The following is a 15,342-nucleotide window of genomic DNA, read 5'->3' as shown; positions in this document are numbered from 1 at the left end:
CAGGGGGACGAGGAATGTGCGCGTTCACTCCGCTATTTCTGTTAGCGCTAACGCACAGATCGGTACGACACACGTCCTCGCGGGGTGGGGGAGTATGTGTCGTACTGGCGACGGCGGCAGCGTGCATCACCCCGCGATCCGTGTCAACCCTTCCCGCGACGCGTCACGCGGAACATGCCGGTATCCGCAGGCCGTTCGGCGCCCTCTCCGACCCTGCGAGCAGGCCGCCCCGCGGCCACCGAGCCGGCGCCCTCTCGCAGCCCGGATGGCCGGAACGCAAAAGAACCCCACACGAGTCAACAAGAAGCCGGACAGAAACATTGACGACCGGTCAGCCTCTTCCTAGGCTCACAGGCGCTGAAGTGTGAGCGTTCTCATGGACCGGGCCAGCCGCGCAACCGTGTCCTCGCGCCGTCTCCCGCGTTCAGTCCCTCCCCCCACACCGGAGGTCATCATGACCGACTCCCACCGGCGCTCCGTGGCCGTACCCCGCCGCCGCCGAACCCTGCGTCCCCGTTGGCGACGGGCCGCCGGCGCCTTGGCCGCCGCCGCCGCGCTGGCCCTCTCCGCCCTCACCGGAGTGCAGACCGCCCAGGCCGCGAACGCCGGGCCACCGCAGCGCCCCGCGCACGTGACGGCCGCGGCGAGTGCCCCCGCCGCGGGCTCGTCGGCCGCCCGGCCCTCGGTGGCGTCGCTCACCGCGCCGCCCATGGGATGGGCCTCGTGGAACTCGTTCGCCGCGAAGATCAACTACGGCGTGATCAAGGCGCAGGCCGACGCCCTGGTCTCCTCCGGCATGAAGGACGCCGGATACCAGTACGTGAACATCGACGAGGGCTGGTGGCAGGGCACCCGCGACTCCGCCGGCAACATCACCGTCGACCCCGCCGACTGGCCGGGCGGCATGAAGGCCATCGCGGACTACCTGCACAGCAAGGGCCTGAAGGCGGGCATCTACACCGACGCGGGCAGGAACGGCTGCGGCTACTACTACCCGACCGGCCGCCCCGCGGCGCCGGGCAGCGGCAGCGAGGGCCACTACGACCAGGACTTCCTGCAGTTCTCCCAGTGGGGCTTCGACTACGTCAAGGTCGACTGGTGCGGCGGCAACGCCGAGGGGCTCGACCCCGCGAGCAGCTACTCGGCGATCAGCGCGGCGATCGGCCGGGCCACCGCGGAGACCGGCCGGCCCATGGTGCTCTCGGTGTGCGACTGGGGCAACGGCTCCCCGTGGAACTGGGCGCCGGGCATCTCCAACCTCTGGCGGACCAGCCAGGACATCATCTACTACGGGGAGAGCCCGTCGATGAGCCGGGTCCTGGCCAACTTCGACGCGGCGCAGCACCCCTCCGCGCAGAGTCCCGGCCACTCCAACGACCCGGACATGCTCGTCGTCGGGATGTCCGGCTTCAGCGGAGCGCAGAACCGCACCCACATGGCGCTGTGGGCGATCTCCGGCGCCCCGCTGCTGGCGGGGAACGACCTGGCCGTCATGAGCAGTGACACCAGGGCGGTCCTGACCAACCGCGAGGTCGTCGCCATCGACCAGGACGCGCTGGGGAAGCAGGGCACCAAGGTGGCCGAGGACTCCTCCGGCCTGCAGGTCTACAGCAAGGTACTCTCCGGCGGCGGCCGCCGGGCCGTCGTGCTGCTCAACCGCACCGGCGCGGCCGCCGCCGTCACCGTGCGCTGGTCGTCCCTCGGCCTGACCGGCTCCGCCGCTGTGCACGACCCCTGGACGGCCACGGACCTGGGCAGCTCCGCCACCGGCTACACCACCAGCGTCCCGGCGAACCAGGCGGTGCTGCTCACCGTCACGGGTACCGACGGCGGCCAGCCGGCGCAGGGGAAGCAGATCGTCGGCGGACAGTCCGGCCGCTGCGTGGACGTGCCGAACGCCGGCACGGCCAACGGCACCCAGGCCCAGCTCTGGGACTGCAACGGCCAGGCCAACCAGTCCTGGACCTACACCGCGGGAAAGCAGCTCACCGTCTACGGGAACAAGTGCCTGGACGCCGACAACCGCGGAACGGCCCCCGGGACGGCCGCCATCATCTGGGACTGCAACGGCCAGACCAACCAGCAGTGGAACGTCAACTCCGACGGCACCATCACCGGCGTGCAGTCGGGCCTGTGCCTGGACGCGTCCGCCCAGGGCAGGGCCAACGGCACGAAGCTCGACCTGTGGACCTGCAACGGACAGGCCAACCAGCGGTGGAGCCTGCGCAGCTCCTCCTGACCGGGCAGGTGCCGCCGCCCCCGGAGCGACCCGACCGACGCCGTCCCGACGGCCGGCGGTCCCGTGACATCCCGACAGAAGGGAAGGACCCAGCAATGATCCGAACATGGCTGCGCAGATTCAGGCGCAGCGTCCTGAGCGGCGGTGCCGCGGTGGCACTGGCCGCCGGTGTCCTGGCCGGGACGGCCGCGCCGTCGCACGCCGCAGGACAGGGGCCGTGCGACATCTACGCCGCCGGCGGCACGCCCTGCGTGGCCGCGCACAGCACCGTCCGCGCGCTGTACGCCTCCTTCGGCGGCAGCCTCTACCAGGTGCGGCGGTCGTCCGACAACACGACCCGCGACATCGGCGTGGTGGCGGTCGGCGGCCGCGCCGACGCGGCAGCCCAGGACTCCTTCTGCACCGGAACGTCCTGCGTGATCACCACCGTCTACGACCAGTCCGGCCACGGCAACGACCTGAAGTACCAGGGCCCGGGCGGTGCGGGCGGCTCGGACACCCCGGCCAGCGCGACGACGCAGTCGCTGACCGTGGCCGGTGGCAAGGCGTACCCGCTCTACATCAAACCGGGCAACAGCTACTGGCGTGACGGCCACCAAACCGGTGTACCGACCGGCAGCGCGCCCGAGGGCGAGTACATGGTGACCAGCGGCACCCACGTGAACAGCGGCTGCTGCTTCGACTACGGCAACAGCGAGACCGACCGCAGGGCAGACGGCGCCGGTGCCATGGACGCCATCTACTTCGGGACCAGCTGCTGGTTCGGCGGATGCTCCGGCAGCGGGCCCTGGGTCGAGGCCGATCTCGAATACGGCCTGTACTCGGGCGGCAGCCAGTCCTGGAACAGCAATCAGAAGGCGTTCACCAATCCGTACGTCACCGCGATGCTCAAGAACAACGGCACCTCCAGATTCGCGATCAAGGGGGCCAACGCCCAGTCAGGGGGCCTGAGTACACTGTGGGACGGCGCCCTGCCACCGGGCTACAGCCCGATGAAGAAGCAGGGCGCGATCATCCTCGGCAGCGGGGGCGACTGCTGCAACGGCAACACCAACCAGTCCCAGGGCACCTTCTACGAGGGCGCCATGACCTCCGGCTATCCGTCGGACGCCACGGAGAACGCGGTGCAGGCGAACATCGCGGCCGCCGGATACGGGGGCTCGTCGACCGGCACCGGCGGCACTTCGGGGGCGTTGCACGCCGTGGGTGCGAACAAGTGCCTCGATGTGCCCAACTCGTCGACGGCCACGGGCACGCAGCTGCAGATCTGGGACTGCAGTGGCGGCGCCAACCAGCAGTTCACCCGTACCTCCAGCGGGCAGTTGACCGTCTACAGCGGCGGCAGCCAGCTCTGCCTGGACGCCAGCGGGCAGGGCACGGCCAACGGCACCAAGGTCGTCACCTGGACGTGCAACGGCCAGAGCAACCAGCAGTGGAACGTCAGCTCCGACGGGTCGGTCACCGGGGCGCAGTCGGGCCTGTGCCTTGACGTCACCGGCGCCTCCAGCGCGAACGGCGCGCTGGTCGAGCTGTGGGCCTGCAACGGCGGCTCCAATCAGCGGTGGTCCCTGTCCTGACCGCCGCGCCGCGACCGCCGGGGGGGGGGGGCCCCCCCCCCCCGCGGCGGCGGGGGGGGGGGGGGGGGGGGGGGCGGGGCCCCCACCACCCACCCCCCCCCCCCCCCCCCCCCCCCCCCCCCCCCCCCCCCGGGCCGGCCCCCCCCCCCCCCCGCGGTCGGAGAGCCTTCCGCATCGCACCGCACCGCACCGATCCGCACCTCGGGCCGCACCGAGCCGGGACCGCCGGCAGGCGGGCGGACCGGTGAACGCCCCCGCTCCAGGGCGGGGGCAGTCCATCCCACTCGCTGCGGTCCGGTGAGCGGCTGCGCAGGAGGCCGGTCGCCGCAGCCGACCACTCCTCAGCGGTCCGCTCGACGTCGGCTCCGACGGGCAGCACGGTGTGGGGCGCCTCGTCGGCCGGCAGGCTGTCCGCCGGCAGGCGGCCGAGCCCTGTCCTTGCCGATGACCTCGTCCGTGCAGGTCGGGCGGCATGTTGGTACTCGCGGAGAATGCCTGTGGGGTGTCAAAAGTCCTGCATGCGCTCTGAACTGGTCTTTTGTGGCAGTAGCGATCCTCGTCAAGTGGCCTGATGGTACTCGTGGATGAGTCTCTCGAGGACGCTGTGGCGCTGGATGCGATGTGCCGGGAAGGGGATGACGTTGCGGTCGTCAGCGGGAGCGCGGACCATGGCTCTCGCCTCAAGGTGACGTGCTGGTGGGGCGGATGACGTCCCCCTAGGGGAAAAGCCATTAGCGAGTTCGGGCCGTCACGGACGACTATGCAGCGCATGAGTGATCAACCCACGCGATGGACCCCTGCAACCGTCTACCCCGACATGTGGGTCGACCCGGACGACGACCCCCGCACCCGAGACGAGGCGAGTCCGGAGGGTGAGCTGGCCACGCTTCAGGGCTTCCTGACGGACTACCGCCTGACGCTGCGGATGAAGTGCGAGGGCCTGGATGCGGAGCAACTGGCTCGTCGGTCGGTTCCCCCGTCGACGATGTCGCTGCTCGGCCTGGTCCGGCACCTCGCCGAGGTGGAACGGGACTGGCGCAACTGGATCACCGACGGTGACCCGCTGCCGAGGCTGTACGGCGAGAAGGACGCGGACTTTCACGGAGCGGTCGCCGAGCAGGCCGTTGTCGACGACGCATTCTCCGACATGGAGCGGGAGCAGGCCGCGACCGACGCTGCGCTGGTCGAGCATCCGGATCTGAATGAGCGGGTGGGAAAGGACAAAATCGCCGTTCGGGAGCTGATGGTGCACAGGATCGAGGAGTATGCCCGCCACTGCGGGCACGCCGACCTGTTGCGCGAGTGCGTTGACGGAAGAGTGGGCCAGTGACGAACACGGGGTTCGCCCCCGCCTGCACTTACGTGACCACCCGTCGGACATCCCCATCTCGCAAAAGTCCGAGGTTGGTACTCCAGCAGGACCGCTGGCTGATCGACCTGGCTCCGTCCGGCACCAGTTCATGGACTGTGGACCACGGGCAGGCGGACGTCGCCTTCCACGGCCACTCCGACGGGGACGGGCTCCTCATCCTCCCCGCCGAAGCCTTTGGGCACGACCTGGAGGAGTCCTTCGTGGAAGGAGCGGCGTGTACCTGACCGAGGACACGGCCATCGTCACCCTGGGCGGTGAGTATGAGGACGAGGAGGAGTGGTTCGGTCACCACCTGGTCGACGTACGCACGGGCACCCTCAGGGGCGAGTTCACCGTTGAGGCGAGCAACCCGTACGAACTGGTGCCCTTGGGCGACGGTTCCTGGCTCACCGGCGACCCCGGCGGCAACCCCGTCCGTTGGTCCAGCGCTCCGCAGCCGTCGGCACCGCCGCATCCGGCCGCGCCAACCTCTCCGTACGAGAGGCAACAACAGTGACGACAGACCCCCGAGTGCCGCTGATTCCTCAGGCGCCTGAAGGCTTGAGCCGGCGAGCTCGTTACTTCGTCGAGGGACACGGGCTGCGTGTTCCAAGCCGCGACCTCAAGCCTTTCCGGGAGGCATGGCTCAGGCAAGGGATTCCGGATGCCGGGATCGACCGGGCTATCGCCTTCCAGGAGCGCTGGGGCGGTCTCGCCCTGCCCCCGGCCCCTGAATACGAGGGCGGCCCGCGCGTTCTGGAAGCCGATGCCCCCGAGGGCTCGGCCGCGAACGGATGGCGGTTCCCGGCCGGTGGCTGTCGCGTCTCCATGGCCCACGGATTCATGATCGGGCCAGGAGGTGAGTTCGGGATCGATGCTGACCACTGGACGCCGCTGCACGCCAGCACAGAGGGATGGGTGGAAGCCCTGGCACTGGCCAGCCACGCGGGCTACTGGGCCGAGACCATCACGAAGATCAAAGGCAGCGCCGTCGAGGACCTGAACCTCGACGGATTCGAGCCGGTACCCGAAGTCCAGGGACTCGCTGACACCTGGTGGCGGGGCAAGGACTCGCTCATCGCCATCTACCGCGGCGAAGCCTCAGGCTTCAGCGCCCCCCACTGCCTGAGGGCCCATATCTACGGCGGGCTCGATGCCTGGGGCCTGGCCGGCAACTGACTCCCGGAGGCCGAGCCCTCTGTCGCCTCCCAGCGGTTCGCCGATCTCCAGGTCGCCATCTTCCTGACCCAGGCGGGCTGGCCCCGTATCGGCCGAGCACGCCGCCGCCGCGACCCGCGCCATTCTGGAAGCGCATCTCGCACCGCAGCAGCAGGATGGTCACGGCTCTGGCCCAGCGGCCGAAAGCACCGGCACTCCACCCGCAGCCGTCTGGAGCGCACCGCCGGGGAGAGCATCGCGACCGCCGGTCTCCTCATTGCGGCCTACCACCTGCTCGCTCAGGATTCATCCGATCCGCGCAGCGCGCTGCCCCAGTTGCTGCAGTGCTCTGCACGACTACCTCCGCTGGCGGAACACCAATGCCCGCCACCTCGATGTACTGGCCGCGCAACGCAGGGGAAGCGCCCGCATCCGCAGCGAGAAAGGAATCCGCTGGGGGCGGACGTCCACTGACCCGAGCTGCTCGATCGTGCTGGTGGATACGACCAGGGCCAGTACCGTGCGGGCATGGCAAGCAAGCAGCAGCCGTACTGGCGCAGGTCACGTGCGCTGACCCAGCTGGGGCGGGCGCTCCGTTCGTACCACCGGGGCGGGGTGGCACCTCCTTGGCAGCCCATGAGCGCTCTGGTCAGTGCCGAACGCGCCAAGTACGCCCGAGTCCTTCTCGACCACGGCAGCCGGGGCTGCTGACCAGGTTGGGCCCCACCATGCGGTGGAAGTCTCCTGTGCTCGAGGTCGAGTACCACCTTCACCGTGACATCTGCCTGGCCGGGCATGGCCAAGCTCCTCGGGCCGACCCGAGCGGCCTGCCTGCACGTGATCGCCGAGGGCTGCACGACGGGAGAGCTGGCCAGGCGCACCCACACCACCGCGCCGACAGCCAGCCACCATGCCTCGACCCTGCGCGACGGGCCTGACCACCTCGAACCGCCTCGGCAATCTCACTCTCGGCACCCTTACCCAGCTCGGGAGAGCCCTCCTCGACCAGACCGCGCGCGTCTGACCTGGCTCTGCCGGGCGCCACCGTCCAGCTCGACCTCACCATGGCCGGCAACGGCCCCCGCGACGGTCTTCGACCGCGCCGGTGGCTTTTCGGTCGGGTTCGCCCGCGAGCGCGATTCCCTGCTCCTACGATGTGATCTGACACCATCCGGTCGTCGAGGGGGAAACGGTGCGGCAAGCGGTTCAGTTGGAGATGCCGGACGGTCACCTGCTGTGGGCGACGGTGGACGAGCAGGGGCCCACCGACTCGGGCCTGCGGGACGATCTGGTGGACAAGCTGCAGGGCTTCCAGGAGTCGGTGCGCGCGGTCGCGATGAACACCCGGCGCGCGGTCGCGGCCGCCCGCCCGGACGAGGTGAGCATCGAGTTCGGCATGGAGCTGGCGGCGGGCAAGGACGGCCTCGTCGCGGCCATCGTCGGGGCCGGCGGCACGGCGGCGTTCAACGTCACGCTGACCTGGACGTCCCGGGAGGGTGCCGCCGGCGCCCCGCAGCCGCAGACCGAAGCAGACGCCTGACACCGGGCCGGCGCGGGGACGTAGGGATCGCCCATGGGCCGAAGCGACTGCCTGGAGCTGCTGCACGACCTGCTCGCGCGCTGCCGCGTCGCCGTCACGGGCGCGTCGCAGGGCGCCGGCTTCTTCGTGGCACCCGGCTACGTGGTCACGTGCGCGCACGTGGCGGGTGCCGAGCCCGGAGGGCAGGTGAGGGTGGGCTGGGACGCTGCCGAGCACGCCGGGGTGGTGCTCGCCGCCTCGCCCGCCCCGCGGGGTGTCAAGGAGCTGTGGCCGTATCCCGACCTCGCCGTCGTCCACGTGCCCGACGCGCCCGCCGTGCACCCCTGCGTATGGCTGGACGACCTGACGCCGCGGCGGGGGGCGCCGCTGACCGCTGCCGGGTTCAGCGCCGTCTACGAACCCCGGGACTTCAGCGGGCGCATCGCCGCCTTCACCCGCGGTGGCACCCTGCTGTTCCAGGACGGCCCGATGATCGAGCTGGTCGACGGCGAGGTCAACTCGGGGCTGTCGGGCGGTCCGGTGCTCAACGACCGGTCCGGGGGCGTCTGCGCGGTCACCAAGGCCTCCCGCCAGACGGGTACGGACCTGGGCGGTCTGGCCACACCGGTCAGCGCGCTGCGGCTGCTCGACCCGGACGTCTATCGCGCCCTCGTCCGCGCCCACGACCGCCACCACGCGGACAGCGAGGAGTGGACCCGGCTGTCGGACCTGATCACCGCACACGACGCGGAGGACGGCGGGGCCGACCTGGCGCCTGGGGAGGACCGCCGGCTGCTGGCGCTCATGGCGGACCTGCCCGCAGGGGCCGCCGTCCCGCACTCGGCCGCGTTCGTCGCCGCGGCCGCCCCCGGTACCGACCCCCCGCGGCACTACCCGCAACTCGACCACCGCGACGTCTATCGGGACCTGGCCGCGCAACTGCGCCCCGAACCCGGTCGCCTGCCCTACGAGCTGGCCTTCGCGGCCGACCTCGTACGCGCCTCGGCCCGGCGGGCGTGGTCCGCCGCCGACCGGGCGCGCGTCCAGGCGATGAAGGAGGAGATCCTGGTCACCGCGGGCCGACTGAAGGTCGCGGAACCGGCGCGGCGGCGGCTCGCCGCCGGGCCAGGGACGGAAGGCACGCCCTCGATCATCGCCCGGATCCGCCACTCGTTCCGCAACCGCTCGCTCTACCACGTCATGGCCTGGCGCTATCAGTCGCCCAGCGACATCGTGCCCGTGGGGGCCGAGTCCCCCGCCATGCCGCTGGACGAGGCGACGCGGTATCTGGCGGGGCTGCTGCCCGAGCAGATCGACCTCATGGGCGGCGTCAGCAAGCCCGGTCTGATCGAGCTGATCGTGCCGCGCGAAGCACTGGACGAGGCGTTCGCGGACTGGACGCTGTGGCCGGAACAGCCCTGGTTCGCCCTCGGCCGCAAACACTACGTGGTGGTGCGGCCGCTGGAGCGGCACGACGCCCCAGGGCTGCACGCGGCCTGGGAGGAGCGCTGGGAGAACCTGGAGGACAAGCCGGTCGGGGAGTCCCTGGTGTGCGTGTGCGGCCGCTTCGGACAGCACCAGGCGGCGCTGGGCGCCGCCCTCGACTCCGATCCGGGGCTGTCGGCCCTCGCACTGGCCGGCTCACCGAGGTCCGGACCGGTCGCGGACGCGTACCAGGTCGCCGTCGCCTCCGGGATACCCGCCATGGTGTGGCGGCGCGACACCGCACCCTGCGGGCGCGGCGCGGAGGACCCGTGCGTGGCGCCCGGCGGTCCGGTCTGCGGGGGTGACGCGTTCCTGCCCGCCGTCCGCGCGGCCCTGGCGCGCACGCCCCGCGACGAACTTCCGCGCCGCGTACGCGAGTTGCGCAACGCGGCGACGGCCCACGGCGGCAGCTCCCATGTCGGCCGCGACCTCGTCGTCCTGTGGGACGACCCGCGGCGGCGGATTCCCCACCTGATCCTGACCACGAGCGAGGAAGGCCCCGCCCGATGAGCGAGTGGCGCATCTACCAGGGTGTACGCGAGCCCCACGACGGCATCGAGCGGCTGCCCCCACCGCCACCGTGGCGCGTGTTCGACGAGACCGCCGAGCCGACGCCGTTCGACCGCACGGCCGGCGTCGGGTCCGGCCGCCGGCTCCCGCAGCTCGGCGCCTACCGCGCCGGAAGCGACACCCTCGACGCCGTCAACACCGCCCTGTACCTGCGCCGCCCGCTGCTGGTGACCGGCGACCCCGGCGTCGGGAAGTCCACCCTGGCCTACGCCGTCGCGCACGAACTGAAGCTGGGTCCGGTGCTGCGCTGGCCCATCAACAGCAGGTCCGTGCTCCGCGACGGCCTGTACCGCTACGACTCGCTCGGCCGCCTGGAGGAGGCCGGCGTCGCCCGGGAACGGGGCGGGAAGGTGCCGCCCCTCGACGTGGGCCGCTTCGTCCGCCTGGGTCCGCTGGGCACGGCGCTGGCCCCCTACGAACTGCCGCGCGTGCTGCTGGTCGACGAGATCGACAAGAGCGACATCGACCTGCCCAACGACCTGCTCGACGTCTTCGAGCAGGGCACGTTCGAGATCCCGGAGCTGTCGCGGGTGGCGGACCAGCAGCCGGTGGTGAAGGTGCGGCCCGCCGACTCCGGGAAGCCGGTGACCGTGCGGGACGGGACCGTAAGCTGCCGGACCTTCCCCGTCACCGTTTTGACCAGCAACGGGGAACGGGAGTTCCCGCCGGCCTTCCTGCGCCGGTGCGTACGCCTGCACCTGCCGGCCGTCAGCGACGACGGGCACCTGCGGGACATCGTCGAGGCCCACCTCGACAGCGCCTCGGCCGATGCCGACGAGCTGATCACCCGCTTCCTGGAGCACGCCGAGTCCGGCGAACTCGCCACCGACCAGCTCCTCAACGCCCTGTACCTGGTCGGCCGCACGACCGGCCACGGCGCGCCGAGCATCGACCAGCTCGTCCAGCTGGTGTTCCAGCACCTCAACGAGACCGTGCCCACCCGGTCGGGGCCGGACCCGTCGTGACGGGTCCGGGGACCGGTCATGGCCAGGAGACCGGCCGGGGGACCGACCAGGGTCCGGAGGCGGACCCGTGCGCCGGTTCCGGTACGGGTGCCGCCGTCGCGTCGCTGGCGTCGCTGCTCGGCGACCTCGGCGGCGACGGGAACGCGACGGCCGGGCCGCCCACGCCCCGTGAGGTCGCCGACTTCATCTGGCTGGCACGGCAGTTGCCGCGCACCAGCGGCGCCGCGGCCGCGGGCGGGGGTATGCCCGTGCCTGCCCGGCCCGCCGGCGAAGCCCCGCTCCCGCCCGACGGCGGCGCCGCCGCCGGCATCTCCCCCCGGCAGCCCGACGCGCGTGCCCGGCTCTACCTGCCGCACCAGGGGGCGCAGGGCGAGGCGGGCGTGGTCCGCGTCCGGCCGGTGCGCCTGCCGGGGCTCGCCGCACTGCCCGAACGGCGGGCGGTCCTGCGGGCACTTCGCCCCCTCAAGCGCCGCGTCCCGGACCCGTGGCGGACCACCTTCGACGAGGAGGCGACCGCCGAGTACGTCGCCGAGCACCTGCGATGGCTGCCCGTCCTACGGCCGGCCGCCGACCGCTGGCTGAGCGTCGCCCTCGTCCTGGACACGTACAGCGAAGGGGCGGTCTTCTGGGAGCCGCTCGCCCGCGAGGTGCACACCCTGCTGCACCAGCTCGGCGCCTTCCGCGACGTCCGGCTGCACCACCTGCGGGCCAGACCCGATGGCAGCCCCGGACTGGCCGCCGGCCCCCGCACGCCGCCCCATCTGCTGCGGCCGGCGGCCGGCACCGCCGATCCCGCACACCGCACCTTGACCCTGCTGCTCACCGACGGGGTCGCCCCTGAGTGGCAGGGCGGCGCCCTGCGTGCGGTCCTGCGGAAGTGGGCCGCGCAGGGGCCCACCGCGATCGTCCAGACGCTTCCCGAGCACGCCTGGGGCCGGACCATCCTGGCCCCCGCGGCTGTCCGCTTCCGCTCGGCGGAGGCCGGCAGCCCCACTGCGTCCCTGGCCTACACCTCGTACGGACTTGCCGCGACGCCGCCCGCGCGGCACGACGTCGCCGTACCGGTTCTGGCCGCCTCCTCCGACTGGCTCGGGCCGTGGGCACGGCTGGTGGCCGGTGCGACGGCGATGGACGGCGCGGCGGTGATCCTCGGGGCGCCGGGTACGGGCGGGCCGTCCGCCAGCGCCGAGGCGGCCGGAGGCGTCGCGCACTCCGGGAGGAGCGTCGGCTTCGAGGAGTTCCGGGCGGCCGCCCAGCCCCAGGTCTTCAAACTGGCCGCCTACCTGTCCGTCGCGCCGCTCAATCTGCCCGTGATGCGCGCCGTCCAGGCCGCGATGCTGCCGGGGAGCCCCCCGGCCGACCTCGCGGAGATCGTTTTCAGCGGAATCCTGGAGCACGTGCGGACCCCCCACGGGCACGACGCCGCCCACCGCGCCTACGACTTCGTCCCCGGCATGCGGGACCGCCTCCTCAGCACGCTGCGCCGGGACGAGGCCGAGGAGGTCGTCGACGCGGTCTCCTCCCACGTCGAACGGCATGCGGCGACGGGCCCCCGCTTCACCGCGGCGGTGGCCGACCCCGACGGTCCGGCCCTTCTGCCGGCCGACGCGGCGCACTGGGCCGAGTTGCGGCAGGCCGTCCGCCGGCGGCAGGGGCGGATGCCGGCCGCGGAGTCGCCGCAGGCCCCCCTTTCCGTGCCGGTCGCAGCCCCGGCACCCGAGCCCCGCCCCGCGGCCGCACCCGCCGAGCTCGAGGGCGTTGCCCTCCCCGCCATGGGCCGGCGCTTCCTCATCACGCTGTCCGCCGACACCCGCTGGGACGGCACGTCCACCGCACATGCGGCCGCCCATCAAATGGCCGCCGACGCCCGTGACTTCTTCCTGCCCCTGGGCTACGCCGCCGTCGATGTGCGCCCCCGCGGCCCTGCCGCCGCGGTTCTCGAATCCCTTGACCGATGGGCCCGTGAGGCAGCGTTCCGCCAGGACGACGTGCTCGTGCTCTATTACGCCGGGCCGGCGGACACCGGCGAGAGGACTTCACTGGGTTACCGGTTGTCGATCGCTGGCGGGCGTACGACCGCTGACGTCCTGACGACCGCGTCGGTCGACGCGGTGCTGGCCGGCCACGGCCTCCGCCACGTCATGCATCTGCTCGACGGACTGATCGAGCCGCCGGACGGGGAGCCGGAGGCAGTGGTGTCGCGGCCAGGACCCCCCGACGAGTTGATCAGCATGCACACGCTGCGCGCGACGACGAAGGAGGAACAATGGCTGGCCGGGTTCCCGGGTGTTGCCGGGACCCTCAAAGACGAGGTTCTGCCCCTCCTGCTCGATGAAACGAACTTCTTCTCACGCGAGGAGGAGAACGTCTTCAACTACGTCGCGGACCGGCTCGGGGATCGACCGCACAGCAACCGGTCCGTCGTCGGTCACAGCCACGGTTCGAGGGGCGGGCCGCCCGTCCCCTTCTTCGCGAATCCCGTCAGCCCGCTCAACGCGCGCGCCGGCCTCTTCGCGGATCGCACCGCGCTGGTCACCGCATTGTTCGACTGGCTGCTCGGGGCCTCCGACGACCGGAGGACACGCGTCATCAAGGGCTCCGCGGCCAGTGGGAAGACCACTCTCGTCCATCGGTTGGCCGCCGGCACCCGCGGTACGCCTCCGGTGCATCCGACGGGTCTGCTGGTCTGCGGAGGTGTGGAACAACCGCCCACCATGGGCGTCTACGCCGCTGTGGCGGATTACCTGGGGCTGAGCGCCCGGCAGCCGCGGGAGATCCTCGACGCGATCGCGCGACGGGGGATGCCGCTGCCGATCGTGGTGGACGCGGACACGGCACCGGGAGGCGAGCGCGCCATCTGGGAACTGCTGCGGCCGCTGGCGAACCATCCGATGGTCAGGCTCGTCGTGGTGACGGCGAAGAACGCTGGCGACGGGTTGGCGCGCGGCGGCGCCGTGGTCATCGACCTCGACTCCGTCCCGAAGGACCCGGCGGGCGCCCGCCTGACCGCTCCGGGCGAGGGGGCTCTGACGCGCCCGATGGCGTCTGTCGACAAGCTGGTGAGAGCGATCGGCAGGAGCCGGACCGCTGTCGCATCCCGGACCGACTCGCCTCCGCACGCCGCCGGGATGCTCGTCGATCTGGCCAATCGCCGTGCGGCTGCGGGGGATCCGGTGCGGGGCCTGGCCGACGCCAGGGACGCGGCGGAGTTGTACAGGACGCTGTCAGCCGACGGCTCCGCTCAGTACCGGGACCACCTCGCGTATGCGGAGGCCACGGTCGCCGTGTGCGCACGAGCGATCCCCGCGACCGCACCGCCGGCACCGGACGGGGCAGGCGAGGCGCCCCTCCCCAACCCCTACCACCAGGTGGGACGGGTCGTGTCGGGCGAGGACTTCGTCGGACGGCGACCGCTGGTGCGGGAGATCGAGTCCCTGTGGCGTTCTCCCCGCGCCCCTGCCAGCCTGGCTGTCATCGGCCATCACCGCACCGGCAGGACCAGCCTGGTCCGCCGCTCTCTGAGCGGCCTGCCGCGGGCGCGGCCCGACGTGGTCCCCGTCTGGATCAGCCTGAGCGTGCATGAGACCGGAAGGACCGTCTTCCGGTCGCTCACGAACACCACGCTTGCGGAGTTGGCGTCCGCGGGTGACGAGAGCTTGGGCCGCCTGGTCGAGGAGTTGAGGCCGCTGAACGATGCCGCGCAGCGGGCCCGAACCCGGTCCGACCTGCACGACGTGGTGCAACGCTTCTTCGCGGTGATGTACGCCGCGGGACGCTACGTGCTTCTGGTGCTGGACGAATTCGACGCGGCCGCATCCGTCTTCGAGCAGTACGCGGACTTCCAGTTCCTGCGGACCCTGGTGAGCGACGCCGGCAGCGCGATGGGCCTGATCACCATCTCCCGCGGCGAGGTCGAGGAGATCGAGGACCGGTCCCCTCGCATGTCACCTTTCAGCGGCGTCATCGCCAGGAGGCTCTACGTCGGCATGTTCAGCGACGCCGAAACCGACCTGGTGCTCGCACGTGCCGGTTCGGCGGGGGTCGATCTGACGGGACTGCGGGGTGGCATCGTGCGGCGCGCCGGCTCCCACCCCTTCCTCCTCGGCGTCCTGTGCCACGCTCTTGTCGAGCAGCACCAGACCACCGGTAGCCTCGACCTCTATGCCGCGTACGGGAAGGTCAACGAGATCTTTCTCGCGGAGTTCGAACGGCTGATGCGTGACATCGCCGACGATTCACCCGAGAGCGCCAGGGTCCTCGTCCGGATGGCCTCGGGCCTTCCTGCGGGCGGGGACGTGGCGCGGCTGCGCCGCATGGGAATCGTGTACGAGGGCGCCGGCGGCCGTCCGCGGATGTTCTCCGAGTCCTTCGCCCGCTACGTGCACTCCACGCGCGGGCGTTGACGCCGTGGCCAAGCCCGAAGGTTCCACCGGGATCGGCCTGCCGCCCGGGTGCGGCCTGCGCCAGGCTCGCCGGCG

At 71.9% G+C, this 15,342-nt stretch carries 11 protein-coding genes and 1 pseudogene; all 12 read left to right on the top strand.

The window, feature by feature from the left end:
• Positions 1-454: 454 nt before the first annotated feature.
• The 12 genes and pseudogenes from ACGFMP_RS15315 (at position 455) to ACGFMP_RS15260 (ending at position 15,267) form a co-directional block, all read left to right on the top strand.
• Positions 455-2,239, top strand: a complete 1,785-nt coding sequence (locus ACGFMP_RS15315) for a glycoside hydrolase family 27 protein (protein WP_393672752.1) — start codon at positions 455-457, stop codon at positions 2,237-2,239.
• Positions 2,240-2,334: 95 nt separating this feature from the next.
• Complete coding sequence (locus ACGFMP_RS15310) at positions 2,335-3,816, top strand: arabinofuranosidase catalytic domain-containing protein (RefSeq protein ID WP_393672751.1); 1,482 nt, start codon at positions 2,335-2,337, stop codon at positions 3,814-3,816.
• 760 nt (positions 3,817-4,576) lie between these two features.
• Positions 4,577-5,146, top strand: coding sequence for a DinB family protein (locus tag ACGFMP_RS15305; RefSeq protein WP_393672750.1), 570 nt, complete (start codon positions 4,577-4,579; stop codon positions 5,144-5,146).
• Between the two features lie 74 nt (positions 5,147-5,220).
• A complete protein-coding gene (locus tag ACGFMP_RS15300) occupies positions 5,221-5,412 on the top strand; it encodes a hypothetical protein (protein ID WP_393672749.1) in 192 nt (63 codons plus the stop codon).
• Entirely contained in the window at positions 5,403-5,684 is a 282-nt protein-coding gene (locus ACGFMP_RS15295; RefSeq protein WP_393672748.1) for a hypothetical protein, read from the top strand. The genes ACGFMP_RS15300 and ACGFMP_RS15295 overlap by 10 nt, the downstream gene beginning before the upstream one ends.
• A 14-nt stretch (positions 5,685-5,698) precedes the next feature.
• Entirely contained in the window at positions 5,699-6,346 is a 648-nt protein-coding gene (locus ACGFMP_RS15290; RefSeq protein WP_393672747.1) for a hypothetical protein, read from the top strand.
• Between the two features lie 322 nt (positions 6,347-6,668).
• Positions 6,669-6,810, top strand: a pseudogene (locus tag ACGFMP_RS15285) (IS630 family transposase); the annotation flags it as partial.
• Positions 6,811-6,853: 43 nt separating this feature from the next.
• Positions 6,854-7,036 (top strand): hypothetical protein, encoded by a 183-nt coding sequence (locus ACGFMP_RS15280; protein ID WP_393672837.1) that lies wholly within the window; start codon positions 6,854-6,856, stop codon positions 7,034-7,036.
• Between the two features lie 481 nt (positions 7,037-7,517).
• Positions 7,518-7,865 carry a CU044_2847 family protein gene (locus ACGFMP_RS15275; protein WP_393672746.1) on the top strand — a complete coding sequence of 116 codons (348 nt, stop codon included), beginning with the start codon at positions 7,518-7,520 and terminating at the stop codon, positions 7,863-7,865.
• A 33-nt stretch (positions 7,866-7,898) separates the two neighbouring features.
• Positions 7,899-9,839 carry a trypsin-like peptidase domain-containing protein gene (locus tag ACGFMP_RS15270; protein ID WP_393672745.1) on the top strand — a complete coding sequence of 647 codons (1,941 nt, stop codon included), beginning with the start codon at positions 7,899-7,901 and terminating at the stop codon, positions 9,837-9,839.
• The gene (locus tag ACGFMP_RS15265; RefSeq protein ID WP_393672744.1) at positions 9,836-10,864 is read left to right on the top strand and encodes an AAA family ATPase; all 1,029 of its coding nucleotides are present in this window, start codon (positions 9,836-9,838) and stop codon (positions 10,862-10,864) included. Before ACGFMP_RS15270 ends, ACGFMP_RS15265 begins: the two co-directional genes overlap by 4 nt.
• Positions 10,861-15,267 (top strand): SAV_2336 N-terminal domain-related protein, encoded by a 4,407-nt coding sequence (locus ACGFMP_RS15260; RefSeq protein WP_393672743.1) that lies wholly within the window; start codon positions 10,861-10,863, stop codon positions 15,265-15,267. Before ACGFMP_RS15265 ends, ACGFMP_RS15260 begins: the two co-directional genes overlap by 4 nt.
• Positions 15,268-15,342: the final 75 nt, after the last annotated feature.

It is taken from the genome of Streptomyces sp. NPDC049040 (genome assembly GCF_043197715.1).
Lineage (GTDB): Bacteria > Actinomycetota > Actinomycetes > Streptomycetales > Streptomycetaceae > Actinacidiphila.
Note: the sequence above shows the minus strand (reverse complement) of the source record. Positions and strands in the feature narration are given on the sequence as shown.